The 25,399-nt window shown below is 74.2% G+C and carries 23 protein-coding genes; 9 read left to right on the top strand and 14 right to left on the bottom strand.

The annotated features are described in order from the left end of the window. Positions 1-2: 2 nt before the first annotated feature. Positions 3-1,400 carry an acyl-CoA synthetase gene (locus tag ACN267_RS14935; protein ID WP_421490425.1) on the bottom strand — a complete coding sequence of 466 codons (1,398 nt, stop codon included), beginning with the start codon at positions 1,398-1,400 and terminating at the stop codon, positions 3-5. Positions 1,401-1,599: 199 nt separating this feature from the next. On the opposite strand from ACN267_RS14935, the gene ACN267_RS14930 reads away from it, so the two are divergent. The 3 genes from ACN267_RS14930 (at position 1,600) to ACN267_RS14920 (ending at position 4,645) form a co-directional block, all read left to right on the top strand. Further along, positions 1,600-2,106 carry a mycothiol transferase gene (locus ACN267_RS14930; RefSeq protein WP_421490424.1) on the top strand — a complete coding sequence of 169 codons (507 nt, stop codon included), beginning with the start codon at positions 1,600-1,602 and terminating at the stop codon, positions 2,104-2,106. A gap of 98 nt (positions 2,107-2,204) precedes the next feature. Continuing rightward, on the top strand, positions 2,205-2,582 hold the full coding sequence (locus tag ACN267_RS14925) for an SCP2 sterol-binding domain-containing protein (RefSeq protein WP_204961162.1): 378 nt from the start codon (positions 2,205-2,207) through the stop codon (positions 2,580-2,582). Further along, positions 2,579-4,645: a glycogen debranching N-terminal domain-containing protein gene (locus ACN267_RS14920; RefSeq protein ID WP_421488942.1), complete on the top strand. Its 2,067-nt coding sequence runs from the start codon at positions 2,579-2,581 to the stop codon at positions 4,643-4,645. The genes ACN267_RS14925 and ACN267_RS14920 overlap by 4 nt, the downstream gene beginning before the upstream one ends. Here the strand turns inward: ACN267_RS14920 and ACN267_RS14915 are convergent. Together ACN267_RS14915 and ACN267_RS14910 are read right to left on the bottom strand one after the other, a co-directional pair. Next, a complete protein-coding gene (locus tag ACN267_RS14915; protein ID WP_421488941.1) occupies positions 4,637-5,332 on the bottom strand; it encodes a Pr6Pr family membrane protein in 696 nt (231 codons plus the stop codon). The genes ACN267_RS14920 and ACN267_RS14915 overlap by 9 nt on opposite strands. Positions 5,333-5,384: 52 nt before the next feature. After that, the gene (locus ACN267_RS14910; protein ID WP_281899234.1) at positions 5,385-5,672 is read right to left on the bottom strand and encodes a hypothetical protein; all 288 of its coding nucleotides are present in this window, start codon (positions 5,670-5,672) and stop codon (positions 5,385-5,387) included. 183 nt (positions 5,673-5,855) lie between these two features. Between ACN267_RS14910 and ACN267_RS14905 the strand changes: the two genes are divergently transcribed. Together ACN267_RS14905 and ACN267_RS14900 are read left to right on the top strand one after the other, a co-directional pair. Further along, complete coding sequence (locus ACN267_RS14905) at positions 5,856-6,320, top strand: hypothetical protein (RefSeq protein WP_281899232.1); 465 nt, start codon at positions 5,856-5,858, stop codon at positions 6,318-6,320. A gap of 4 nt (positions 6,321-6,324) precedes the next feature. Continuing rightward, positions 6,325-7,371 carry a polyprenyl synthetase family protein gene (locus ACN267_RS14900; protein WP_421488940.1) on the top strand — a complete coding sequence of 349 codons (1,047 nt, stop codon included), beginning with the start codon at positions 6,325-6,327 and terminating at the stop codon, positions 7,369-7,371. 9 nt (positions 7,372-7,380) lie between these two features. Here ACN267_RS14900 and ACN267_RS14895 read toward each other — a convergent pair whose 3' ends face one another. Next, complete coding sequence (locus ACN267_RS14895) at positions 7,381-7,887, bottom strand: DinB family protein (protein ID WP_421488939.1); 507 nt, start codon at positions 7,885-7,887, stop codon at positions 7,381-7,383. A gap of 144 nt (positions 7,888-8,031) precedes the next feature. On the opposite strand from ACN267_RS14895, the gene ACN267_RS14890 reads away from it, so the two are divergent. Beyond that, the gene (locus tag ACN267_RS14890) at positions 8,032-8,931 is read left to right on the top strand and encodes a DUF72 domain-containing protein (RefSeq protein WP_281899226.1); all 900 of its coding nucleotides are present in this window, start codon (positions 8,032-8,034) and stop codon (positions 8,929-8,931) included. A 109-nt stretch (positions 8,932-9,040) separates the two neighbouring features. Here the strand turns inward: ACN267_RS14890 and ACN267_RS14885 are convergent, their stop codons facing one another. From ACN267_RS14885 to ACN267_RS14870, 4 genes are all read right to left on the bottom strand, one after another. Continuing rightward, the gene (locus tag ACN267_RS14885) at positions 9,041-9,664 is read right to left on the bottom strand and encodes a hypothetical protein (RefSeq protein WP_067311729.1); all 624 of its coding nucleotides are present in this window, start codon (positions 9,662-9,664) and stop codon (positions 9,041-9,043) included. A gap of 100 nt (positions 9,665-9,764) precedes the next feature. Further along, the gene (locus tag ACN267_RS14880) at positions 9,765-10,628 is read right to left on the bottom strand and encodes an alpha/beta fold hydrolase (RefSeq protein WP_204961170.1); all 864 of its coding nucleotides are present in this window, start codon (positions 10,626-10,628) and stop codon (positions 9,765-9,767) included. A 56-nt stretch (positions 10,629-10,684) separates the two neighbouring features. Continuing rightward, positions 10,685-11,902: a glycosyltransferase gene (locus ACN267_RS14875; RefSeq protein ID WP_421488938.1), complete on the bottom strand. Its 1,218-nt coding sequence runs from the start codon at positions 11,900-11,902 to the stop codon at positions 10,685-10,687. 238 nt (positions 11,903-12,140) lie between these two features. Further along, complete coding sequence (locus tag ACN267_RS14870; protein ID WP_421488937.1) at positions 12,141-13,358, bottom strand: globin domain-containing protein; 1,218 nt, start codon at positions 13,356-13,358, stop codon at positions 12,141-12,143. Between the two features lie 145 nt (positions 13,359-13,503). On the opposite strand from ACN267_RS14870, the gene ACN267_RS14865 reads away from it, so the two are divergent. Next, positions 13,504-13,959, top strand: coding sequence for an RrF2 family transcriptional regulator (locus ACN267_RS14865; RefSeq protein WP_204961173.1), 456 nt, complete (start codon positions 13,504-13,506; stop codon positions 13,957-13,959). A gap of 62 nt (positions 13,960-14,021) precedes the next feature. On the opposite strand, the gene ACN267_RS14860 is transcribed toward ACN267_RS14865, so the two are convergent. Further along, positions 14,022-15,278 carry a hypothetical protein gene (locus tag ACN267_RS14860; RefSeq protein ID WP_204961174.1) on the bottom strand — a complete coding sequence of 419 codons (1,257 nt, stop codon included), beginning with the start codon at positions 15,276-15,278 and terminating at the stop codon, positions 14,022-14,024. A 312-nt stretch (positions 15,279-15,590) separates the two neighbouring features. On the opposite strand from ACN267_RS14860, the gene ACN267_RS14855 reads away from it, so the two are divergent. After that, on the top strand, positions 15,591-17,648 hold the full coding sequence (locus tag ACN267_RS14855; RefSeq protein ID WP_281899215.1) for a DNA gyrase/topoisomerase IV subunit B: 2,058 nt from the start codon (positions 15,591-15,593) through the stop codon (positions 17,646-17,648). Between the two features lie 38 nt (positions 17,649-17,686). Next, positions 17,687-20,176 carry a DNA gyrase/topoisomerase IV subunit A gene (locus tag ACN267_RS14850; RefSeq protein WP_421488936.1) on the top strand — a complete coding sequence of 830 codons (2,490 nt, stop codon included), beginning with the start codon at positions 17,687-17,689 and terminating at the stop codon, positions 20,174-20,176. A 48-nt stretch (positions 20,177-20,224) separates the two neighbouring features. Here the strand turns inward: ACN267_RS14850 and ACN267_RS14845 are convergent, their stop codons facing one another. The 5 genes from ACN267_RS14845 to ACN267_RS14825 form a co-directional block, all read right to left on the bottom strand. Beyond that, a complete protein-coding gene (locus tag ACN267_RS14845; RefSeq protein WP_421488935.1) occupies positions 20,225-20,857 on the bottom strand; it encodes an alpha-ketoglutarate-dependent dioxygenase AlkB in 633 nt (210 codons plus the stop codon). A 13-nt stretch (positions 20,858-20,870) separates the two neighbouring features. Continuing rightward, positions 20,871-21,959, bottom strand: coding sequence for a PseG/SpsG family protein (locus tag ACN267_RS14840; RefSeq protein WP_281903137.1), 1,089 nt, complete (start codon positions 21,957-21,959; stop codon positions 20,871-20,873). Then, a complete protein-coding gene (locus tag ACN267_RS14835; protein WP_204961439.1) occupies positions 21,956-22,684 on the bottom strand; it encodes a cytidylyltransferase domain-containing protein in 729 nt (242 codons plus the stop codon). The genes ACN267_RS14840 and ACN267_RS14835 overlap by 4 nt, the downstream gene beginning before the upstream one ends. Positions 22,685-22,758: 74 nt before the next feature. Further along, complete coding sequence (locus tag ACN267_RS14830; protein WP_421488934.1) at positions 22,759-24,564, bottom strand: class I SAM-dependent methyltransferase; 1,806 nt, start codon at positions 24,562-24,564, stop codon at positions 22,759-22,761. Continuing rightward, positions 24,561-25,397, bottom strand: a complete 837-nt coding sequence (locus tag ACN267_RS14825) for a hypothetical protein (protein WP_204961179.1) — start codon at positions 25,395-25,397, stop codon at positions 24,561-24,563. Before ACN267_RS14825 ends, ACN267_RS14830 begins: the two co-directional genes overlap by 4 nt. Positions 25,398-25,399 lie beyond the last annotated feature (2 nt).

Below are 25,399 nucleotides of genomic sequence, written 5' to 3'. Positions count from 1 at the left end.
GTTCACCCCTCGACGAGGCGCTTCTTCTGCACCTTGCCCAGCGCGTTGCGGGGCAGGGCGTCGACCAGCCGCACCTCCCGGGGCCGCTTGTGCACCGACAGGTGCCGGGCCACGAAGTCCACCAGTTCCGGCCCGGTCACCCCGTCGCCGACCACGTACGCGGTGACCTGCTGCCCCAGGTCCGGGTGCGGCAGGCCCACCACGGCCGCCTCACGCACCGCCGGGTGGGCCAGCAACGCCTCCTCCACCTCACCCGCCCCGATCCGGTACCCGCCGCTCTTGATCAGGTCGGTGCTCGCCCGGCCGACGATGCGGTGCCACCCGTCCGGGCCGACGGTGGCGACGTCCCCGGTGCGGAACCAGCCGTCGGCGGTACGGCTCGCCGCGTCGGCGTCCGGCCGGTTCAGGTAACCGTCGAACAGGGTCGGGCCGGTGACCAGCAGCTCGCCCATCGCAGCCCCGTCGGTGGGCAGGTCCCGGCCCTGCTCGTCGACGATCCGGGTGCGTACCCCGGGCAGGGGCACCCCGACGGCGCCCGGACGGCGCGGGCCGTCGGCGCGGGCGCTCACCGTGATCAGGGTCTCCGTCATGCCGTACCGCTCGACGACCCGGTGCCCGGTCAACCCGGTCAGCTCGTCGAAGACCGCCGTGGGCAGCGCCGCGCTGCCCGACACCAGCAGCCGCGCGCCGCGCAGGGCGCGCGCCGAGGCCGACGCCGCGGCGATCCGCGACCAGATCGTCGGTACGCCGAAGTAGAGCGTCCCGCCGGCCGCCGCGTACCGCTCGGGCTGCGGCCGGCCGACGTGGTGCAGCCGGCTGCCGACCCGCAACGGCCCGAGCACCCCGAGCACCAGCCCGTGCACGTGGAACAGCGGCAGCCCGTGCACGAGCAGGTCGTCAGGCGTCCACGCCCAGGCGTCGGCCAACCCGTCCAGGCAGGTGGCGATCGCCCCCCGGGACAGCAGCGCGCCCTTCGGCGCGCCGGTGGTGCCGCTGGTGTAGAGGATCAGGGCGGTCCGCTCCGGTCCGGGTTCCGGATGCGTGGTCGCCGACACCCGGCCCAGGTCTACCGGGACGACAGGCAACCTGTCCGCCGCCGGGGAGCCCTCCGGGGTCGTGCCTGCCGGCGCGAGCAGGGCCCCGGCCGCCGAGTCGCGCAGGATGTGCTCCCGCTCCCGGGGCCCGGCGTCCGGCGGCACGGGCACCACCGCCGTGCCCGCCAGCAGTGCGCCCACCACCCCCACCACGGTCTCCATCGTCGGGGTGGTCTCGACCGCGACCCGGTCCAGGCCATGCAGGTCGTCGGCGACGGCGGTGGCCAGCCCGTGCAACCGGGACCGGGACAGCGACAGGTCACCCACCCGGATCAGATCCGGACGGTCGTCCACCGACGATGACATCGCGGCCAGCAGCGACACGGTCCACGCCCCTCCGGTCGATTCGCCCGGGGCACGGTGCGGCCCCGTGCCGCCGACGCTAGTGCGGCGACCGGCCCGTCACCACCCCTACCACGCTGCGCCACCGGGGTTCCCGGCGCGGCGGTTTGTGGTCGTCCGGTTGCGGTATCCCGGTCGGGTACGCCGCTACGAGGAGGCCCCGGTGGACGTCGACGACCTGCTGACCGGAATCTACGACCAACTGCCCGACCTGGTGGACGCGGCGGTGGACGGGCTCGGCCCCGAGGAGCTGTGCCGTACCCCCCGGCCGGGCGTCAACCCGGTCGGCTGGCTGGTCTGGCACCTCACCCGGATCCAGGACCAGCAGGTCGCCGACCTGCTCGGGGTCGACCAGGTGTGGGTCGCCGGTGACCGGGCGGCCCGGTTCGGGCTGCCCGCCGACCCGGCCGACACCGGCTACGGCCACACCCCCGAGCAGGTCGCCACGGTCGGGCCGGAGAACGCGCAGGCGCTCGTCGACTACCACCGGGCGGTGGCGCAACGGACCCGGGGGTTCCTGACCGGGTTGCGCCCGGCGGACCTCGACCGGGTGGTCGACGAGAGCTGGGACCCGCCGGTGACCCTCGGGGTCCGGCTGGTCAGCATCGCCGCCGACGACCTCCAACATGTCGGCCAGGCCGCCTACCTGCGGGGCCTGCTGCGACCGTGACTCGTCCGGCCCGATCTCGTCCGGCCCGGGTGAGCCGGCCTCACCCTCTCGACCGGCAGGCTGAGCAGGCACGTGACACACCGTGGGGGAGGGCAGCCGTGGGGACGTCGGTGGCGGAGTTCCTGGACCGGTGGGACGGGGGTCGGCGGCCCGACCTGCCGGAGACGACAAGCGGCACGCTGCGCCTGGACGCCGCCGAGGACGGGCACACCGCGCACTGGCGGTTGACCGTCCGCGACCAGCGCGTCGAGGTCACCCGGTCCGCCGAGGACGCCGACCTGGTCGTCCGCGCCGACCGGGACGTCTTCGACCGGTTGGCGTCGGGCCGGACCCACCTCGCCACCGCGCTGCTGCGCAACGACCTGTCGGTACGGGGCAACATGCGGCTGCTGATGCTGCTGCGGCGGATCTTCCCCGGCCCGCCCGACGCCCGGCACCCCCGGGAGGCCGCCCGGGAGCGGGACGGTCACCGGTGAGGGAGGAACGGGTCCACGTCATCGCCGGCAACGCCTTCGCCGTCAGCGACGCGCACGGCGACATGGAGGTGGACCCGAGGACGCCGGTGGGGTTGTTCTCCTTCGACACCCGGTTCCTGTCCCGCTGGGTGCTCACCGTCGACGGGCAGCGGCTGCACGCCCTGTCCCGCGACGACATGACCTACTTCGAGACCCGGTTCTTCCTGGTCCCCGGCACGGCCAGTCACTACGTCGACGCGGACGTGTCGGTGATCCGGCACCGGTCCATCGACGACAGCTTCACCGAGCAGTTGACGGTGCTCAACCACTCCGCCGAGCCGGCCGAGTTCGTGGTGCGGATGGAGGTCGGCGCGGACTTCGCCGACACCTCGGAGATCCGCAGCCCGACGCCCCGGCGGATCACCACGGTCGCCTCCCCGTCCGACGCGGTGCTGCGGCTGCGCTACCACCGGGAGCGGTTCGCCCGGGAGGCGACGGTCTCCAGCACCGCCCCGGCCGACGTCGACGAGGGGGGCTTCACCTACCGGATCACCGTGCCGGCACACGGGAAGTGGACCACCGACCTGCACGTCGCGATGTCCATCCGCGGCGAGGGCGGGCACGACCTGCGGGAGAGCCTGGAGTCGCACCGGCTGCGGGTACGCCACGACATGCGGCACGACCTGAGCGACTGGCTCGACCGGGCGCCGCAACTGGTCAGCGAGCGGGAACGGCTGCCGGCGACATACGAGCAGGCGCTGACCGACCTGGCCGCGCTGCGCTACGTGCCGCTGGCGTACTCGGGGCGGGTTCCGGTGGGGGGTCTGCCCTGGGCGATGGCGCTCTACGGCCGGGACGCGTTGATCACCTGTCTGATGACCCTGCCGTTCACCCCCGAACTGGCCCCGAACACGCTGCGCATGCTCGCCCTGCTCCAGGGCGGCCGGCTCGACGACCAGCACGACGAGGAGCCCGGCAAGATCCTCGGCGAGCTGCGGTACGGCGAGTCGGCCGCCTTCGACGAGCAGCCGACCGGGCTCTACTACGGGGCGGCCGACACCACCCCGCTGTTCGTGATCCTGCTCGACGAGTACGAGCGCTGGTCCGGCGACGCCGCGCTGGTCCGTCAGCTGCGCCACCCGGCCCGGATGGCGTTGGACTGGATCGACGGGTACGGCGACCTGACCGGCGACGGCTACCTGCGCTACCAACGGCGCAACACCCGCAACGGGCTGGTCAACCAGGGCTGGCGCAACTCGCCTGACGCGATCGTGGACGCCGACGGCCGGGCTCCCGCCGGGCCCAGGGCCACCTGCGAACTCCAGGGCTACGCCTACGACGCGAAACGGCGCGGAGCCCGCCTGGCCCGGGAGTTCTGGGGCGAGCCCGAGTACGCCGACCTGCTGGAGCGGCAGGCCGCCGCGCTGAAGGAACGGTTCGACAGGGACTTCTGGCTGCCCGGCCAGGAGCACTACGCGTCGGCCCTGGAGCCGGACGGCACACCCGTGGTGGCGTTGACGTCCCAGCTCGGGCATCTGCTGTGGAGCGGGATCGTCGCCGAGGACCGGTCCGCCGCCCTCGCCGCCCACCTGGTGGGGCCACAGCTCTTCTCCGGCTTCGGGGTCCGCACGTTCGCCGCCGGGCAGTTGGCGTACAACCCGGTGGGCGCGCACCTGGGTGCCGTGTGGCCGTCGGACAACGCACTGGTCGCGGCCGGGTTGCGGCGGTACCACCATGACGAGGAGGCCGCCCGGATCGCCGACGGCATCTTCGCGATGGCGGATCTGGTCGGCGGGTCGGTGCCGGAGGTGGTCGCCGGTTATGCCCGGGAGAGCACCGGCTACCCGGTGCAGTTGCCGATGGCCGGCCGGCCGCAGTCGTGGTCCGCCGGGGCCCTGCTGATGCTGCTCGGCACGATCCTCGGGCTGCGGCCCTGCGGGGACAACCTGCTGGTGAACCCGGCCCTGCCCGCCGGTTTCGGCCGGGTCGAGCTGCTGGACGTGCCGGGCCGGTGGGGTCGGGCCGACGCGTACGGCCGGGACCGGTCGGCCGTACGCCCGGGGCGTCGCCCCCGGCTACGCTGACCGCCCGGCCGGTGGCGGGGTCGGTCGCGTGGGGGTGACCGGGTCGGCCGGCGGGTGGGTGACCCACCGGGACAGGGCCCGGTCGACGCCGACGAAGAGCAGGCCGAGCAGCCAGAAGGCGACGGCGAAGAAGACCGCGCTGACCGTGACGCCGTCGTAGCCGAGCTGCCCGGCGTCGACGAACGGGTACGGGTAGCGGTGCACGACCAGCCCGCGTACCAGGGCGAATCCCAGGTACGCCAGCGGGAACGCCAGCCACCAGAGGGCGTACCGGGGGCGCAGCCGGCCGCGCGGGTCGAACAGCGTCCAGTCGGCGACGGCGAGCAGCGGCACGACGGTGTGCAGGAGCTGGTTGCCCACCGCCTCGCCCGGCGTCCGGTCGGGCTGGGTCATCGCGAACGGGCTGGCCGGGTTGGCCAGCACCAGGTGGTAGACCACGCCGGTGATGGTGATGTAGAGCGTCACCGCGCCCTTGAGCGCGGACGGCGGTTCGGGCCGACGCCGCGCGGCCCGCCAGGCGGCGTAACCGGCGAACAGGCCGACCGCCAGGTTGCTCTGGATGGTGAAGTACGGCAGCAGCCCGGTGACGGTGGCCGGGCCGAGGGCGGTGAGCACGATCCCGGCCAGCACACCGATCACGATCGCCAGCCGGAAGGCCACCGCCAGGCGTCGACGCCGCAGACTCATCGGCGCAAGCTACCAGCTCCCGTCGGTGCCGTCGTCTGCCGTGGCTCGGCGGTCACCGGCCCCGGCGGTCGTCGGTCGGCGTCGGCGGCTGGACGTCGTCGCCGTCCAGCGGTCCGGTCGGATCGGCGGCGGACCGGGCGGGGACGGGGGTGGCCAGGGCGGCGCGCGCGGCCCGGAACGCCGACACCGCCGCCGGCTCGCCTGGTAGTTCGGCCGGGGCCACGGCGGCGCGCACCGCGGTCAGCAGCGTCGCCAGCGGCCGGACCGGACCGGTCGACCCGTCGACCACCCCGCTGAGCAGCCGCTCAGCGGTTTCCTGATCCAGACGGTATCGGGTCATCTCGTGTCCCTCAGCGTCGGCGCGGCGTGGGACGTCACGCCGCCGGGGCCCGGCGTGGCCCCGGTCACATCCGACCCGCGTGGCGACGACGCGAACCCGGTCGGCATCCCTACAGTACGTGACCGGCTGGGGTGCGCTGGTGTAAAAATCCGCTGGACAGGTCGCATCGAGGGAGGTTGGGCCATGCCCGAACGTGACACCCACCGTGACGAACGCTTCGATCAGGTCGGCGACGAGGTGTCGGCCGCCGTCACCCGCGCGGCATCGGTGCTCCAGGAGGAGCTGTCCGCCGGCATCGACAGCGCCCGCCGGCTCCAGGAGAAACTCACCGCCGACCGGCGGGTCGACCCGGCGGCCTTCGACGAGGTGGCCGGACGGGTCCGCAGCGACACCCACGCGCTGATCGACATGGTGGTCGCCCAGCTGCCGGCCACCGGTGACCGGGGCGAGCTGACCCGCCGATACGCCGCCGACGCCCACGACGTGCTGGACAGCCTGCTCGACCTGGCGCGGCTCGCCCCGGAACTGGCCAACGGACTGATCGACCGGATGTCCCGGCAGGGGTCGGAACCCACTCCCGGCCCGGTCCGCGTCGACCGGGACGCGGGGGCCCCGGCGGCCGACGGCGGGCCCGGCCCGGTGTCCTGAGCCGATGACCCTCCCCGGCATCGACGACCAGGTCGGCGCGGTGCTGGACCGCTACCGGGCGCGGACCATGGCGACCCTGCTCGCCGACCTGCCCACCGGCGGCCCCCGCCACCTCTACGATCTGGTCGCCGACTATCCCCGCCGCTCCGGCAAGGGGCTGCGGGCGGCGCTCTGCCTGGCCGCGTGTCGGCTCGCCGGGGACGGCGGCGAACCGGACGAGGCGGCGGTCAACGTGGCCACCACCGTCGAGTTGTTCCACAACGCCTTCCTCATTCACGACGACATCCAGGACGGCAGCGAGCAGCGGCGGGGCGCGCCGACCCTGCCCGCCGCGTACGGCGTGGGCGTGGCGCTCAACGTCGGCAACATGACCAACCTGCTCGCCCTGGACCGGCTGCTGGCCAACCGGGACGCCCTCGGCTCCGGCACCACCTGGCAACTGGTCGAACAGACCCGGCTGATGCTGCGTCACTCGCTGGAGGGCCAGGCCATCGAGATCGGCTGGATCAGGGACAACGCCTGCGACCTCACCCCCGACGACTACTACCGGATGTGCCTGAAGAAGACGTCCTGGTACACCTGCATCTACCCGTGCCGCACCGGCGTGCTGGCGGCCGGCGGCGGACGGCTGCGCCCTGACCGGCTGGACCGCTACGGCTGGTATCTCGGTGCGGCCTTCCAGATCACCGACGACGTGCTGAACCTGGTGGGGGAGTACGCCGCCTACGGCAAGGAGATCGCCGGCGACCTGTGGGAGGGCAAGCGCACCCTGATCCTCATCGACTTCCTCGCCCGCTGCACGGCCGGGGAACGGGAACGGGCGGTGGCCTTCCTCGGCACCCCCCGCGCCGAGCGCACGGCGACCGAGGTGCGCTGGCTGCACCGCCGGCTGACCGCGTACGACAGTGTCGAGGTGGCCCGCCGCAGCGCCCGGGAACTGGCCGGGGCGGCGCTTGCCGAGGGGCGTGCCGTCCTCGGTGACCGGGCCGACACCGAGGACGGCCGGTTCCTGCTCGGCCTGACCCGTTACGTCGTCGACCGCCCACGGTGACCGGCCGGCTCAGCCCATCGTCTTCGCGCCGTCGATGGACTCGCGGATGATGTCGGCGTGCCCGGCGTGCTGGGCGGTCTCGGCGATCACGTGCAGCACCGTCCGCCGCACCGACCAGCTCGCTCCCGGCTCGAACCAGGGTGCCTCCGGCAGCGGGTGGACCGTGTCCAGGTCGAGGGTGGCGACCAGCTCGTCGGTGCGGGCCGCCGTCCCGGCGTACCGGGCGAGCAGGTCGGTCAGGGTGTCGTCGTCGGTCATCCGGAACATGCCCGCCCAGTCGACCGGCTCGCTCTCCATCGCCTCCGCACCGCCGGCCATGAACCGCGCCCACCGGTGCTCCACCATGGTCACGTGTTTGATCAGGCCGCCCAGGCACAGCTCGCTGGCGGTGCTGCGGGTCGCCGCCTGCGCGTCGGTCAACCCGCGCACGGTGTGCCGCAGGAAGCCGCGGTGCAGGCCGAGGGACTGCACCAGGTCGGCCCGTTCGCCGGTGAGCACCCGCTCCGAAGTGGTCATCCGCCACCCTCCGTGGTCGATGTCGTCGGGGGTCACGCTAGGGCCACCCTCCGACACTTTCCGCCCCGCCCCGCCCCACCGCACCTGCGACCGCATCCGCCCCTGCGGTTGCCGATCCGGCCGCCTGGCGGTGGACTGGACCACATGGGAACGATCAGGGTGGGCACCTCGTCCTGGGCGGATCAGACGCTGCTGCGCGCCGGCTGGTATCCCCGGTCGGTGCGTACCCCGGCCCAGCGGCTGGGCTGGTACGCCGGACGGTTCGGGCTGGTCGAGGTCGACACCTCGTACTACGCCGTCCCGGTGCCGCAGACCACCGCCGGCTGGGCGGCGGCCACCCCACCGGGTTTCACCTTCGACGTCAAGGCGTTCAGCCTGTTCACCGGGCACCCGACACCGGTCCAGGTGCTGCCGAGGGACCTGCGCCCGCCCGCCGGGCCGTCCCGGGTCCGCCGCCGGGACCTGCCCGAGGCGGCGTACGACGAGCTGTGGGCCCGGTTCCGGGCGGCGCTGGCGCCGCTCGTGGCGGCCGACCGGCTCGGCGCGGTGCTGCTGCAGTTCCCGCCGTGGCTGGTGCGCGGGGAGGGCGCCCGGCGGCGGATCGCGGAACTGGCCGACCGGTGCCGGCCCTGGCGGGTCGCCGTGGAACTGCGCCACGGGTCCTGGTTCGACGGTGCGGCGGCGGCCGAGACGGTGACCTTCCTGCGCGACCACGACCTCAGCCTGGTCTGCGTGGACATGCCGCAGGGGCACCCGTCCTCGGTGCCCCCGATCATGATCGGTACCGCCGAGCCGGTGCTGGTCCGGATGCACGGCCACAGCGCGCACTGGGAACACGGCAGCAAGGAGGACCGGTTCCGGTACGCCTACGCCGACGACGAACTGCGCCGCTGGGCCGACCTGCTCACCGACCTGGCCGACCGGTCGGGCGAGGTGCACGTGCTGTTCAACAACTGCTGCGCGGGGCAGGCCCAGCGCGACGCCGCCCGGCTGGCCGAACTGCTCGGGGTGGTGGCCCCCACGACGGCAGCCGCCCGCCACTGACCGTGCCGGTACGGGCCCACCGTCCGTGCCGGGCCACTGACCGCGCCGGTACGGGGCCCGCCGTCGGCGTTGACGGCGGCCCCCGTACCGGCCGGTCCCGGCCCGCCGGTCAGCCGGCCATCGCCATCCGCCGCCGGGCCCCCGTCGCGGCCAGCCGGCCCATCGTCATCGGGGCACCCATCAGCCCACCGGCGCGCCCGAGCATCCCCCGGAACACCTGGCCCGGCTTCTGCTGCTCACCCATGTACGCGGTGACCACCACCAACGCCCCGGTCAACGCCGGCACGGTCCACTGCAGGACCTTCATCTGCCGCTGCCGGTGCGCCACCTCGGCGGGCGTCTGGTAGTTGGGCTCGGTGGTCCCCGACACCGGCGGGTTGCCGGCGTTCTGCAACTTCATGCCCACCAGCCGGCTGTAGCCGGTGACCGCGAGCGCGCCGACGGTCAGCGCCGTCTTCACCGCGCTCATCCGACCCACCCCGGACTGGGCCATCATCCGGGGGCTCTCGGTGGCCAGCTCACCCACCGCGCCGGCCAGGTGCGCGCCGATCGCCGCCGCGTTGACCGGCGTCCACCGCGACCAGCCGGCCGAGGCCACCGGAAGCCGTTGGGTCGAGTCGCTGATCCGTGCCGCCGCTCCGTTGACGCCCAGCGCCCCCATCAGGGAGCCACCGAACCAGGCCGCCAGGCCGAGATCGTGCATCGAGCGCAGTGCGGTGTGTCGTTCCGACATCTGATCCCCCTCCACCGTGTTCGGGCGCAGCGGCATACCCGTCCCGACGGGGGCTACGCGCCCGGCTGCCGGCGGGCAGGTACCGGACCGGACACCGGGGTCAGCGGCGGGGCAGACCGGCCGCGAAGTCGGCTACCCGCCGGCTCAGCGGCAGGCCGGCCCGGACCCAGCGGAAGTGGTCCAGCGGGGCCCCGGCCTCGGCCGCCGTGTACCGGTGCCTGGTGACCGGCGCGGCGGTGAGCTTGGCGCAGAGGTGGTCGACGATCGGGTGCGGGGTGTACTGGTCGTCGTCGACGCTGACCGCCAGCACCGGCAGGGTCAGCCGGCCCACCGCCGCGTCGCCGTCCACCCCGTCGAGGGTGGGGAAGCGACCGGTGCGGGCGGTACGCGCCCAGTCCCGGATCACCCCGCGCGCCTGCCGGCCGCCGAACCCCCAGCCCGGCCAGACCCCGAGCGTGCCGGCGACCGCCGCGATCCCCTGGCTGTACGGCAGCACGCCGTACCGGCGCAGGCCCGGGTAGCCGCGCCAGTACGGCATGCCGACGGCGAACAGGGCCAGCCCGTCGACCTGGTCGACACCGTGCAGGGCGAGGTGCAGCAGGGCCGCCTGCCCGCCCAGGGAGTGCCCGAGCAGCAGCGTCGGGCGGCCGTCCCGGTGGGACTTGAGCGCGTCGAGGACCGCGCCGACGTCGGCGGCCAGTTCGCGGTAGCCGTACCGGCAGGCCCGCGACGGCGTGGGCGTGCTGGCCCCGGTGCCACGCAGGTCGGCGACGACCACGGCCAGCCCGGCGGCGCGCAGCGCGGCGGCGAACGGGCGGTAGTAGCGGGCGCGGACCCCCATCGCCGGGCAGATCAGCACCAGCGGCGCGGCGGGCGACCCGGTGGGCTCCGGATAGACCTGGATGCCGATCCGGGCCCCGTCGACGTCGACGAACTGCTGCGTGTAATCCGCGTCCCCGCTCACCGGAACATCCTACCGGTCGGTAATAAGCGGTCTGTCGCGCCGCCCGCCGGGGGCGGTCAGGCCGCCGCCGGGGCCAGCCGGCCGACCCCGCTGACCGCGGCGTAGACCGTGCCGAGCTGCTCGGCCCAGTGCCGCAACGAGTAGCGCACCCGCACCCGGTCCAACGCCGCCGTCGCGTACGCGAAACGGCGTACCCGGTCGGCGAGCAGCCGGCGGACCGCGGTGCCCAGCGCCCGGGGGTCACGCGGCGGCACCAGGTCCCCGGTCAACCCGTCGACCACACTGTCGGTGATCCCGCCGACCGCCGTGCCCACCACCGGCACGCCGCACGCCATCGCCTCCAGCGGGCTACGGCCGAACGGCTCGTACCACGGGGCGGCGACCAGGACGTCGGCGGAGCGGTACCAGGCCGCCAACTCCGCACGGGGCACCGCACCGACCAGCCGGACCCGGTCGGCGACACCGCAGGACCCGGCGAGCGCGGTCAACCGGCGGGCGACGTCGTCGGCCGGCAGCGACCCGGCCGGCGGCCCGCCCACCACCACGTACTCGGCCCCGGGCACGCCGGGCAGTGCCCGCACGACGTCCTGCACGCCCCGGCGTTCGTGCAGCGGACCCACGGTGAGCAGCCGGGGCCGGCCCGCGACCCGGGCGGCGGCCGGCCCGGTCGGGCTGAACAGCCGCTCGTCCACCCCCGACGGCACCAGCGCCAGCTTCGCCCGGGGCACCCCGAGCCGGACCAGCTCCCCCAACTCGTCGTGTGACTGGACGACGACCCGGTCGACGGCCCGCCCGAGCGCCCGCTCGTAGCCGATCCGCCCCCGGCCGGCCCGCTCCCGGCCATCCGGGCGGCGACGGTACGCGCTGCCCAGGTCGTGGTACGTCAACACCACGGGCGTGCCGGTACGCCGACCGGCGTGCACGGCCGCCAGGCCGCTGAGCCAGAAGTGGGCGTGCGCCACGTCCGGCCGCCACCCGTCCTGCTGCCAGTGCGTGGCCAGCCAGCGGCCGAACTCGCCCAGGTGGGGCAGGAGTTCGTCGGCGGGCACCGGCCGGGCCGGACCGGCGGGCACGTGCCACATCTGGTACCCCGCGTCGGTCGGCACCGTGTCGGGCAGCCCGGTGTCGTCCCGTCTGGTGTAGACCCGCACCTCGTGGCCCTCGGCGGCCAGCGCCGCCGCCTGCTCGGCGACGTGCAGGTGCAGCCCCACGGCGTCATGTCCGCCGGGAACGGCGAGCGGGCTGGCGTGTCCCGAGACCATCGCGATGCGCATGCTTCCTCCTCCGTGGGCCGGTCACCGGCGAGGCGGAATCCGGTGCGGCGGCTCCGGCCGGCGTCATCACCCGGTCCCGCGCACCGGGCGCGTGACAGGCACCCGGCCGCCCCTGCGGCGTCGGTGCCCGGACGTCACGCGCCGCCCGGCATGCCGAACCAGTTGCCCAGCGCGGAGGCGGTAAACAACAACTTTGCGTGCCCGTCCGAGCGCCCTGCGTCCCCGTGACCGGCAGTGCTCAGCCCACCTCGGGCAGCATCCCCGGACCGAACACCTCGTAGGCGATCCGCTCCACCGGCACCCCCCGGCGCAGCAGGCCGCCGCGGACCCGGTTCATGAACGGCAGCGGACCGCACAGGTGCACGTGCACGTCGGGGGAGAGCGGGATCAGCTCCGGGTCGATCCGGCCCCGGGTCACCTCGGCGGGCAACCCCCGGGCGTCGTCGCCGGTGGTCTCCTCGTACCACAGCCGCAGGCGCAGCCGGGGCAACCGGGCGTGCAGCTCGACCAGGTCGGCCCGGTGGGCGTGGGCGGCGCCGTCCCGGTCGGCGTGGGCCAGCACCACCGGCCGGTCCGGCGCGGTCGCCGCCAGGTGGGCCAGGGCCGACATCGCCGGGGTGAGCCCGATCCCGGCGCTGACCAGCAACAGCGGCCCCTGGCCCGCCACCGCGCTCACCTCGCCGAAGGGTGGGCTCAGCGGCAGGGTGCCGCCGGGGCCGACGTGGTCGTGCAGGAAGCCGGAGACCAGCCCGTCCGGGGCCGCGCCCGTGCCGCGTACCCGCTTGACGGTGATCCGCCAGTGGTCGGCGTCGGGCCGGCCGGAGAGGCTGTACTGCCGGATCTGCCGGCCGCGCCCGCCGTCGAGGTCCACCGCGACCGAGACGTACTGGCCGGGCACGAAGCCCGGCACCGGGCCGCCGTCGACCGGGACGAGGGTGACCGAGACGACGTCGGTGGCCTGCGGCGTCACCCCGGTGACCCGCCAGTCGCGCCAGACCACCCCGCCGCGGGGCAGCCCGGTGGCCGCGTACAGCCGGGCCTCCCGGGCGACGAGTTCGCAGGCCATCAGCCAGTACACCTCATCCCAGGCGGCGGCGACCTGCGGGGTGACCGCCGCGCCCAGCACCTCGCCGACGGCGGCCAGCAGGTGCCTGCCCACCAGCGGGTACTGGTGGGCGGCGATGCCCAGTGCGGCGTGCTTGTGCGCGATGCGCTCCAGCACCGCCGTCCACCCGGTCGCGTTCTCGCCGGTGAGGTGCCCGGCGTACGCGACCACGGAGGCGGCCAGCGCCGCCTGCTGCCGGCCGGTCGCCTGGTTGCCCCGGTTGAACAGGTTCAGCAGTTCCGGATGGGCGGCGAACATCCGGGCGTAGAACCGGCCGGTGATCCGGTCGGCATGGGCCCGGACCACGGGCAGGGTGGCGGTGACGACGGCGGCTGACGACTCCGAGAGCACGGCTCCTCCTCCAAACGGGTACCGGAGACCACTAAAACAGGAACTTGAAAGTCCTCTTAGAGCCGAAAGTCCCGGGCCCGTCGGCACGCCGGTCACCGCCACCCGGCCCCTGTCCGCCACCAGGGGCGCTGGCTAGGGTCGGACCGTGAAGCTCAACCTGTCGACGGACATGGCCCTGCGGATCGTCATGCTCACCGCCCCCGCGTCGACCCGGACCACCGTCGACGAGTTGGCCGAACGGCTGGACCTGCCCCGCAGCCACGTGGCCAAGGTGGTCCAGCGGCTCCAGCGCATCGGGGTGCTGTTCACCGTCCGGGGCCGCTGCGGCGGGGTGGCCTTCGCCGAGGGGGCCGAACGGATCACCGTCGGCCGGGTCGTGCGTGCCTTCGAGGGGGAGGGGGAGGTGGTCTCCTGCGAGGAGACCGGCTGCGCCCTGCGCGCCGGCTGCCGCCTGCGGGTCCAGCTCCGCCGCGCCCAGGCGGCCTTCCTCGCCGTACTCGACGAGATGCCCCTGGAGGAACTGGCCGGCGGCCCGGCGGTGGCCCTGCTGCCCACCCCCGCGCCCGGCCCGGCCGCGGCCCGCACCCCGGTGGCGACCTGAGCGGCCCGGGGCGCGGACCGGCCGGCAGGGCGACCCACACGATCGCCCTGCCGGCGTCGGGTTCAGCTGATCTGGATCGTCCCGTCCGGCGAGCGGACGCAGGAGACCGCGTGGGCGCTGGTCGCCGCCGCACCGGTCAGGCACCGGCCGAGCACCTGGTGCCCGGCCGCGCTCGGGTGCCAGGACTCCTGGCACGTCTGGAAGTACGTCCCACAGGTGTTCGCGATCCGCTGGATGTCCAGCTTGTCGTAACCGGACAGGCTGGTCACGAAGACCCCGGAGGTGCCGTCCTGGAGCCGGATCGGGGTGGCCAGCGCGTTGCCGGGGCTGCCCGCCGACTCGCACAGCCGGGCCCCGTCGAAGGCCCGCTGCACGTTGAGGTAGACCAGGTCGGCGGCGGGGAACTCGGCGGACAGCGTGCTGCGGACCGAGCTGACCAGGGTGCCCAGGCCCTGCGAGAAACGCTGACCGGGGGCGAGGCTGGCCCGGTGGATCGGACAGCCGGCCGCGTACCGCTCGGCGCCCAGGTCGCGGAACTTGTCCCGGGTGTCGTCCCGGCTGTCCTCCTCCCAGTAGGTCGAGGCCAGCTCCGGCGGCAGCGGGTTGGTGTAGTCCTGGAAGACGATCCGGTGCTGGCCGTCGGCGTCGATCTCGTCCAGCGTGGTCAGGATCTGCCGGACCGCCGCCGTGGTCTCCGCCGTCGCGGCGGCGACCTGGGCGGAGGTGGCCAGGTCGGCGTCCGAGCAGGGCTCCTGCTCAACCGGGCCGCCGAGGTACGCCCAGAACTCCCACCACCCGGTCCAGGCGTCGGCGATGAACCGGTTCGCGCACTTCTCGGCGACACTGCCGAAGGTGAACGAGCTGTTGTTCGAGCCGAGACCGACCAGCACCAGGTCGATGTCGTGGGTCTGCCCGACCGCGCGCAACTGGTCGAGCTGGGCGGCGACCTGGCGGCCCTTGGCCCGGCTGGCCGAGGCGTTGGCGATGTCGTAGGGCTGGCCGCCGGAGCAGGCCAGGTTGAACCGGTCGGCGATCCCCGGCAGATCCGCCCTGAACAGTGAGGCGTTGGGTGACCGGTGACAGAAGTACGCGTTGGTGTTCGGTGCCGACCAGCCCGGGAACGGCTGGGCGACCCCGTTGACGTCGGTCACCGCCGAGTACGCCCCGGCCCCCTCGCCGCTGATGAAGCTGTCGCCGAGGGCGACCGCGGCGGTGGGCAGGGCGGCGACGGCCGGCGCGGGCGGGCCGGCGGCGACCGGCAGGGCGGCCGCGGCGACGGTGAGCAGCGCGGCGAGGGCGCTACGGTGGAACCTGGACATGACGTCCCCCATCTGTCCATGGAAATGTGAAAGATCCTTCCGGGCCGGATCAGATCACTTGGCGAGATGGACGTCAATGCCTCTTAACACGATCGTCCAACGGCGGAAACGGTCGTTTCCGGCCCGGGGTGCACCCCGTCAGGGAAGGCCCCGACGCCTGACGGCGTTGTCACCGGCGGACGCGCACCCGCCGTCCGACGTGGGGCTGCACGGCGCTGTCGGGGCGTACGGCTACGCTCGCTGCGGCACGCCGCGCGTGGAGATCGAGACGGTGAGCGGCACCACACCGCCGAGACCGGGGAGTACGACCAGTTGACCGCACAGCCTGAGACCCTCTACGGGGCAGACGACCTCACCCACCTGGAGGGCCTGGACGCCGTCCGCAAGCGTCCCGGCATGTACATCGGCTCCACCGACAGTCGTGGCGTGGGTCACCTCGTCAACGAGATCCTCGACAACTCCACCGACGAGGGTGTCGCCGGTCACGCCACCACGGTCGAGGTGATCCTGCACGCCGACGGCTCGGTGCAGGTCGACGACGACGGCCGGGGCATCCCCACCGACGTGCACGCCAAGTCCGGCATCTCCGGGGTCGAGCTGGTGCTCACCCGGCTGCACGCCGGCGGCAAGTTCGGCGGCTCCGGCTACAAGACCTCGGGCGGCCTGCACGGCGTGGGCGCCTCCGCGGTCAACGCGCTGTCCCGCCGGTTCGACGTGACCGTCAGGCGCGGCGGCAAGGTGCACGCGATGTCCTTCCGGCACGGGGTGCCCGGCGTCTTCGCCGGTGACGGCCCGGACGCCCCGTTCACCCCCGGCCCCGGCCTGCAGGTCGTCGGGGCGATGAAACGCGGCCAGCGCACCGGCACCTCGATCCGCTACTGGCACGACGCCCGCTACTTCGAGACCGGCGCGCGCCTCGACGTCGAGGCCGTCCGGATGAAACTGCGCAACACCGCCTTCCTTGTCCCCGGGGTCGACTACCGGCTGCGCGACGAGACCGCCGAGGAGCCGGTCGAGGAGCGCTTCCACTACCCCAACGGGCTCACCGACATGGTCGAGTTCCTGGCGCCGGCCGGTGACCGGCCGGTCTCCGGCACCCTGCTGGTCACCGGCGAGGGGACGTACCGGGAGAACGCCGCCGACGCCAACGGCGTGATGCAGTCCAACGTGCAGCGCCGGGCCGAGGTCGAGATCGCCTTCCGCTGGGGCACCGGTTACGAGCGCACCGTCGAGTGCTTCACCAACACCATCCGCAACGCCCACGGCGGCACCCACCGCCGGGGCTTCGAGCGGGCGCTGACCCGGACCCTGGCCGACGCCGTCCGCAACACCCGGGGCCTGCTCAAGCCCAAGGAGGACCCGCCCACCCTGGACGACGTCCTGGAGGGGATGACGGCGGTGGTGCACGTGCGCATCCCCGAGCCGCAGTTCACCTCGCAGACCAAGGACGAGCTCTCCACCGCCGGCATCACCAAGGTGCTCCAGACCCTGGTCGAGCAGCACGTCAAGGCCTGGCTGGAGGACAAGCGCAGCAAGGCCGAGGCGCGCACGGTGCTCCAGAAGATCGTCGACGCGGCCCGGGTCCGGCTGACCCAGAAACAGCAGAAGGACGCCGCCCGGCGCAAGACCGCCCTGGAGGGCGCGTCGATGCCCGCCAAACTCGTCGACTGCCGCGCCGCAGGCATCGATAGGAGTGAATTATTCATCGTGGAAGGGGACAGCGCCCTCGGCACAGGGCGACTTGCCCGTTCTGCGGAATATCAGGCGCTGCTGCCGATTCGCGGCAAGATCCTCAACGTGCAGAAGGCCAACCTCCAGCAGGTGCTCGACAACGCCGAGTGCGCCGCGATCGTGCAGGTGCTCGGGGCCGGCTCGGGACGTACCTTCGACCTGTCCGCGCTGCGCTACGGCCGGGTGCTGATCATGGCGGACGCCGACGTGGACGGTGCGCACATCCGGACCCTGCTGATCACCCTGTTCGCCCGCTACATGCGCCCGCTGATCGAGGCCGGCCGGCTCTACGCCGCGATGCCGCCGCTGCACAAGATCACCACGAAGGGGCGCAGCCCGCAGACCACCTACACCTACACCCAGGCCGAGATGGAGGCGACGGTCCGCAAGCTGGAGAAGGCCGGCAAGCAGATCGTCACCCCGATCCCGCGCTTCAAGGGCCTCGGTGAGATGGACGCCGACGAGTTGTGGGAGACCACGATGAACCCGGCCACCCGGGCCGTGCGCCGGATCACCCTCGACGACGTCGACGCCGCCGAGCGCATCCTCGAACTGCTGATGGGCGAGAAGGTCGAGCCGCGCCGTAACTGGCTGATCGACTCCTCCGACCGGGTCGACCGGGACGCGATCGACGCATGAGCACCGTGGCCGCCGCACACCGGGAAGAGAGCTGAACGATGGCACGCCGTAAGGACGACCGCGCCAAGGTGGACCTGTCCGCCTTCGACCAGGCCGGCGCGCGGGTCTTCGACAACCCGCTGGTCACCGAGGTGTCCGACTCCTACCTGGAGTACGCCTTCTCGGTCATCCACTCCCGCGCCCTGCCCGACGCCCGCGACGGCCTCAAGCCGGTACACCGCCGCATCCTGTACTCGATGCACGAGAACGGCTTCCGGCCGGACCGCTCGCACGTGAAGTCGGCCCGGGTGGTCGGCGACGTGATGGGGCGCTACCACCCGCACGGTGACACCGCGATCTACGACGCGATGGTCCGGATGGCCCAGGACTTCTCGCTCAACGCCCCACTTATCGACGGGCATGGAAATTTTGGTAGCCCGGACGACGGCCCGGCCGCGGCGCGCTACACCGAGGCCCGGCTCGCCCGGGAGGCGATGCTGCTCGTCGGTGAGCTGGGCGAGGACACCGTCGACGTCGAGCCCAACTACGACGGCTCGCTGACCCAACCGACCGTGCTGCCCGCCGCCTTCCCCAACCTGCTGGTCAACGGCGCGTCCGGGATCGCGGTCGGGATGGCGACCAACATGATCCCGCACCACCTCGGCGAGGTGGTCTCCGCCGCCCGTTGGCTGATCAACCACCCGGACGCCGACCTCGACAAGCTGATGGAGTTCGTCCCCGGCCCCGACCTGCCCACCGGCGGTCTGCTGCTCGGGCTGGACGAGGTGCGCCGGGCGTACGAGACGGGGCGCGGCGTGGTGCGGATGCGCGGGCGGGTCGAGATCGGCCCGCTGGAGGGCAGCCGGGGTCGGCAGGCGATCACCGTGGTCGAGTTGCCGTACGGGGTCGGCGCGGAGAAGGTCATCGCGGCGATCACCAACGAGGTCAACAAGACCAAGCGGCTCACCGGCATCGCCGACGTCAAGGACCTCACCGACCGGGAGAGCGGCACCCGGCTGGTCGTCGAGTGCAAGGTGGGGGTCAACCCGCAGGCGTTGCTGGCCGACCTCTACCGGCTGACCCCGCTGGAGCAGTCCTTCGGCATCAACAACCTGGTGCTGGTCGACGGCCAGCCGCGCACCCTCGGCCTGAAGGCGCTGCTGGAGGTGTTCCTGGCCCACCGGTACGAGGTGGTGACCCGGCGCAGCGCGTACCGGCGGCGCAAGCGCGAGGAGCGGCTGCACCTGGTCGACGGCCTGCTGATCGCCCTGCTCGACATCGACCGGGTGGTCAAGCTGATCCGGGCCAGCGAGGACGCCCAGGCCGCGAAGGACGGCCTGATGCAGAAGTTCAAGCTCTCCGAGATCCAGGCCACCTACATCCTGGACACCCCGCTGCGGCGGCTGACGAAGTACGACCGGATCGAGCTGGAGGCCGAACAGGACAAGCTGCGCGGGGAGATCGCCGCGCTGTCGAAGATCCTCGACGACCCGAAGGTGCTCCGCAAGGTCGTCTCCGACGAGCTGGCGGCCGTGGTGAAGCAGTTCTCCGGGTCGCGGCGGACCACCCTGGTCGACGGGGACCTCAAGGAGGTGCTGGCCGCGTCGGTGCCGGCCGGGCCGCTGGAGGTGGCCGACGACCCGTGTCAGGTGATCCTCTCGGCGACCGGGCTGGTGGCCCGGACGGCTGCCGAGTCGGAGGAGGCCTCCGAGGGGCGTCGGCGTAACGGCCGGGTCAAGCACGACACGGTACGCGCGGTCGTGCACACCACGGCCCGGGGCCGGGTGCTCCTGGTCACCAGCGCCGGCCGGGCCTTCAAGGTCGACGTGTTGCCGCTGCCGGTGCTGCCCGAGCAGGCCGGCACGGTGTCACTGCGGGGCGGGATGGCCGCCGCCGAACTGGTCCCGCTGGCGGCGGGGGAGACGGTGATCGGGCTGGCCCCGCTGGGCCCGACCGCGCAGGGCTCCCCGGGCCTGGCGGTGGGCACCCGGCAGGGCGTGGTGAAGGTGTGCACGCCGGAGTGGCCGGTGCGGTCCGACGAGTTCGAGGTGATCTCGCTGCGGTCGGGCGACGAGGTGGTGGGGGCCACCTGGCTCGCCGACGGCAGCGAGACGTTGGCCTTCGTGACCAGTGAGGCGTCCCTGCTGCGGTTCGCGGCGTCCGTGGTCCGCCCGCAGGGGCTCAAGGGTGGCGGGATGGCCGGGGTCAGCCTGCCCACCGGTGCCCGGGTGGTGTTCTTCGGGGCGGTCCGCACCGACGACGCCGCGCACGGGGAGCCGATGGTGGTCACCTCGACGGGGGCGACGGTCAAGGTGACGCCGTTCGCGTCGTACCCGGCGAAGGGGAGGGCGACCGGCGGGGTGCGGGCGCAGCGGTTCCTCAAGGGTGAGACGGATCTGGTGGTGGCCTGGATCGGGGCGCGGCCGGTGGGTGCGACGGCGACGGGTGACCCGGTGGAGTTGCCGCCGGCCGATCCGCGCCGCGACGGGTCCGGCTTCGCCGTCATGCTCGGCCCGACCGTCGTCGGGCACCTGATCGAACGCGACTGAGCCCGGCCCGGCCGCCGCAGGGGCTGGCGGCCGGCCGCCCCGTCGGCGTCAGGCGACGTCGACGGGGCGGAACTGGACGCTGACCCGGGGGCCGACCGGGCGGGTGGTCTTGGGCACGGCATGCTCCCAGGTGCGCTGGCAGGACCCGCCCATCACCACCAGGTCGCCGTGACCGAGCGGGAAACGCACGGTGTCGCCGCCGCCCCGGGGGCGCAGCAGCAACGGGCGGGGAGACCCGAACGACACGATCGCCACCATCGTGTCGGTGTGCGCGGAACGGCCGATGGTGTCGCCGTGCCAGGCGACGCTGTCCCGCCCGTCGCGGTAGAGGCACATGCCGGCGGTGACGAACGGCTCGCCCAGCTCGGCGGCGTAGTGCCGGCTCAGTGCCGCGCGGGCCGTGGTGAGCAGCGGGTGCGGCAGCGGGCGGTCGGGGCCGTACCAGCAGAGCAGGCGGGGGACGTCGACCTCGGTGTCGAACATGGTGCGGCGTTCGGCCCGCCAGGGGACGTCGGTGCGCAGGGTGTCGAGGACCGTGTCGGAGCCGTGCACCCAGCCGGGCAGGTGGTCGACCCAGGCGCCCCGGGTGAGCATCCGGCGGCGCAGCCCGGTCAGCGGGGTCAGCGTCGGGCCGGTGTCGGTGAGGTCGAGCATCGACGGTTGGTAGGCGGCCGGCGGCATACCCGGCACCCTATCAGGGTTTTAGTACACCCGTACGATCGGTGATCCGGGTGAGGACAGCGTCGGCCACCCGCTGCCGGCCGCGCCCGTCGACGGTGGCCCAGGCGCGGGCGGCGAGCGCCGCCCGACGCTGCGGGGAGGCCAGCAGGGTGTGCAGGGTGCGGGCCGCGTCGGCCCGCGCGGCCCGGCCGGCCAACCCCGGCGCGGTCAGCTCCGGCAGCTCACCGAGGCCGGCGGCGAGCCGGTGCGCCACCACGCGCCGGTACGCGTCGCGCTGGTTGTCCACCACGCAGACCAGCGCGGCGGGCGCACCCAGACAGCACAGCTCCCAGGTGGAGGTGCCGGCGGCGCTGACCACCAGGTCGGCCGCGCCGATCAGCGTGGGCAGGGCGTCGGTCGGCGCGACGAGGTGCAGCGACTGCCCCCGCCCGGTGCCGACCTGCGACAGGTCGGCCTCGATCCCGGGGCGGGCGACGACAACGGTCACCGCCATCGGGTGCCCGGTGCCGAGCAGCACCCGGGTCAGCACCGGGGCCGCGCCGACCGCGTCGGTGCCGCCGAAGAAGGCCAGCACCCGGGGTCGGTCCGTCGGGGTGGCCGGCGGTGGCGCCGGCGGCCGGGCGGCGGTCACCGCGTCGCGCAGCAGCGCGTACCGGACGCCGGCCAGCAGCCGCCCGTCGCCGGGTGTGCCGGCGGTGGGCTGCCCGTCGGGGGTGTCCGCGCCGAAGTTCTGGTCCAGGTAGAGGTCGGCGTCCTGACCCCGGGTGTCCCCGTCGACGATCGCCAGGGTGACCACGCCGGCCGCCCGCAGCGCCCCCGCGCCCGCCGGGTCCAGCTCGTACGAGTCGAGCACGAACGCGTCGAGGGCGTGCGTACGGGCCGCCTCGACCAGCCCGGCGGGGGTGTCCGGACCGGGGTGGACCGGGATGCCGCACGCGGCCAGGTGGGCGGCGGCCCAGCCGACCCGGTCCACCGTGCCGAACAACTCGACCCGCGCGCCCCGGGCCAGGAACTCCTCCCCGAGGGCCAGACACCGCACCAGGTGCCCGACGCCGGTGTGCGGGCCGGCGTCGCAGCGCAGCCCGATCCGTGGTGGGTTCAGGATTCCTCCAGCCGCTTCTGGCGTACCGAGGAGTTGAGGGTACGCAGGTCGGGCCGCCCGTCCAGCCAGTCGGCGAGTTTCGCCAGCGGCACGCTGACGTCGCCGAAGTGGTCGACGACCGCGCTGACCAGCGCCCAGTCCTGGTCGGTGTCGAGGGTGAGCCGCAGCGCCGACCGGTCCGGGGTGAGGGTCACCCCGAGCACCCGGAACAGCTCCGGATGGGCGTACGCGAAGGAGGTGACGTGCACCCGGTGGTGGTCGGCGGCGAGCCGGTCCAGGGTGCGCAGCGCGTCCGCCCGGATGATCTCCACGTCCAACCCCCGGGGCAGGGTACGGGCGATCGAGGTGCTGGCGTAGTCGAGCCCGGGGACGGCCCGGTAGACCGCCGCCACCAGGGTGACGATCTCCGGGTCGAGCAGCGGGCAGTCGGCGGTGAACCGCATGACGGCGTCGCCGGGGTGGGCGTCGAGCGCGCCGACGAACCGGCTCAGCACGTCGTCCACCGGTCCCCGGTGCACCGGCACGTCGAGCCGCGCGCACTCGGCGACCACCGCGTCGTCGACCGGGTCGACACTGGTGGCGACCACCAGGTCGGCGAGGACCCCGCTGTCCCGGGCGGCCCGGACCACCCGGCCGAGGACGCTGCGTCCGGCCAGCGGGCGCAGCACCTTGCCGGGCAGCCGCGACGAACCCATCCGGGCCTGCACGATCCCGACGATCCGCAGGTCGGAGCCGGCCGGCCCGGCCGGTGCGAGCGCGCCGTGCGGTGGGGCGTCGGACTGTCCCGTGTGCGGGGCGGTCACTGCTGTTCCTCCGCCGGCTTCGGGCCGAGCGCCTCGCGGGCCCGCCGCTTGGCCGCCCGGGCACCCCGCTTCGCCAGCCGGGCCGGGGTGATGGCGAGCCGGCCCACCCGGTAACTGAGCGAGCCGCTGAGCAGGTTGATCGTGGCGTCGGCGCGGCGCAGCGCCCGTTCCCGCGAGGTGAGCAGCTCCTCGGTCCACTTCAGCAGGGCGGCCAGCCGGGTCAGCTCCTCCCGCTGGCGTACCCAGGCTTCGCGCATCTGCTGGTAGCTGCGCGGTCCGGCGGGCGGATCGGTGGGGGTGACCGCGTGCAGTTCGGTGGCGAGCATCCCCCGCCCGTCGGCGTCCAGGCCACGCAGGGCGGCGGCGACCGCCGCCTCGGTCTCCACGGCTGCGTCCACGGTGGCCCGGTCCAGGTCGTGCCCGGCGACCCCACCGAGGACCACGGTCAGCCCGGCGACGTCGAGGGTGGACGGCCACGGGTGGGCGTAGCCGCCGGTGAGCAGGGTGACCGCGAACCGCCACAGCCCCCGGGCCAGCACCACGTCGAGGGGCAACGGTTCGCTGGCCCGCCAGCTCGGGTCGAGCACCGCGAAGGTGTCCCCGTCGACGACCACGGTGTCCGGGTCGGCCAGCGCCGCCGCGCCGGTGAGCCGCCTGTCCGGGTCGGCCTGCCCGGCGAGCCAGCCCGCGTAGCCGCGCAGCAGCCGGCGCAGGGCGTCCAGGTCGCGACGCAGGCAACCGTCGAGCAGCACGGTGCGCAGCAGCCGTCCCGGCGGAACCGGGCCGGTGAGTGCGGCCGGGTCCCGGTGGGCGGCCTCCCGGCTGGCGAAGGGCGCCGGCCGGGTCCGGTCGGCCCCGCCGCCGGTGACCGACCAGTGCCAGCCGTCCGACCGGTCGGACACCTCGACCACCCCCACGCCGGGCGGGCCGGTCTGCACCAGCACCACCGGCAGCGCCGGACCTGTCGACGTGTCGGGGCCGGGGCGGCGGGCCAGCGTCAGCCAGCCGGGGGCCAGCGCCGCGCCGAGCCCGGCGTGCAGCGCGTCGACCGCCAGCCGGGCCGGGTCCTGGAGCACCGGGCCGGCGGTGAACCCGCCCGCGCAGGCACCGTGCAGCACCGCGTCGAGCAGCCCCGAGGTGGGCCGCTGCTCCAGCGCGTCGGTGGCGACCAGGGCCGTCGGGGCACCCGGACCGGGGTACGCGGCATAGCTGACGCCCACGGTCAGCCCCACCTCGGCGAGCTGGGCCCGCAGCTGCTCCCGGTTGGCCGGGCGGCCCGCGTCGAGCACCCCGCCGATGCTCCACGCCGCGTCGCCCCGGTCGGCGTACCAGGGGGTGGGGGCGACCAGCCGGGACACCCCCAGCGGGTTGTCCAGGCGCAGCAGCAGCGTGCCGCCGGGCCGCAGGGCGGCGGCCAGCCGGGCCAACACCCCCGTCCAGCCCAGCCGGGCCCCCTCGACCGACTCGACGGCGTCCAGTCCGGCCCCGGCCAGCACCACGTCGAACGTGTCGGCCGGGTCGAGTCCGGCGGGGCCGCCGACCACCACCCGGGCGGCCCGGTCGGCCAGGGCCACCGCGTCCGGGTGGCTACGCAGCAGGCAGGTCACCTCGGCGTGGGCGAGCCGGTCCAGCAGCGCCGGGTCGTGCGGCCCGGCCAGCAGCACCCGCGCCCCGGCCGGTACGACCAGGGCGGCCAGCGCGCCCAGCGGCCCCCCGTCGGCCAGCCGCTGCTCCGGCAGGTCGGACCAGGCCAGCATCTCCCCGCCGGGCAGGACGACGGGGGCGGTGGTTCCAGTGGTCAACTCGTGCCTCCTGCGGGACGTGCCCAGCCGAGCAGTTCACGCAGCTCGGCCGGGGTGCAGCGGTGGTCGGTGCCCAGCTCGGCGTGGGCGATCGCGACGGCGGTCGGCAGGTCCACCGACTCGCCGTGCAGCTGCGGCCACTGCCGGCGGATCCGGGCGGTGCCGCCGAAGGTGGGGTCCTCCTTGGCCAGGATCATCGGGTCGCCGTAGACGGCCGGCTCACAGCCGGCGGCGATGCCGTAGAAGATGGCGCTGGTCAACCGGTTGGACGCCACCCGGGCGTGCCGGCGCAGCTCGGTGAGCTGCTTGTCGAGGAACAGCGGGTCGGTGTCGCGCCACCAGTGCCCCCGGTAGCCGTGGCAGATCACCCGGAAGCCGGCGTTCTCGTAGAGCCGGCGGACCCGGCGCATGCCGTACTCGTGCCAGTAGAGGCAGACGGTGACCGGGCCGGGCTCGGTGTCCCGGATCCGGGCGATCAGCTCCCGGTGGTCGCCCTTGACGTGCTGACCCTCCCAGCCGTGGAACGGGTACCAGATGGTGCCCTCCCGGGCGGCCGGCGGCGGGTCGTCGCGGCGCAGGTCGAGCAGGTACGCGAAGGGTGCGCCGACGACCACCACGTTGCGCCGCCCCACCGACCAGGCCCGTCGCCGGGTCTGCTCCGACCAGAGCAGGCTGGGGGTGCGCTCGGCGTACGGGTGGCCGGGGGCGAGGCCGTCACCGATGTTCCAGCCGTGCTGGACGTACCCGTTGATCCGGGGTGGGTGGCCGTCGCCCAGCCCGCAGTAGCGGGCCAGCACGTGGGCGTGGCCGTAGAAGTGGTTCGCGTGGTGCATCG

Source organism: Micromonospora sp. WMMD734, assembly GCF_049178975.1.
GTDB lineage: Bacteria > Actinomycetota > Actinomycetes > Mycobacteriales > Micromonosporaceae > Micromonospora > Micromonospora wenchangensis.
The sequence above is the reverse complement of the archived record's forward strand: the minus strand, read 5'-3'. Positions and strand labels throughout refer to the sequence as shown.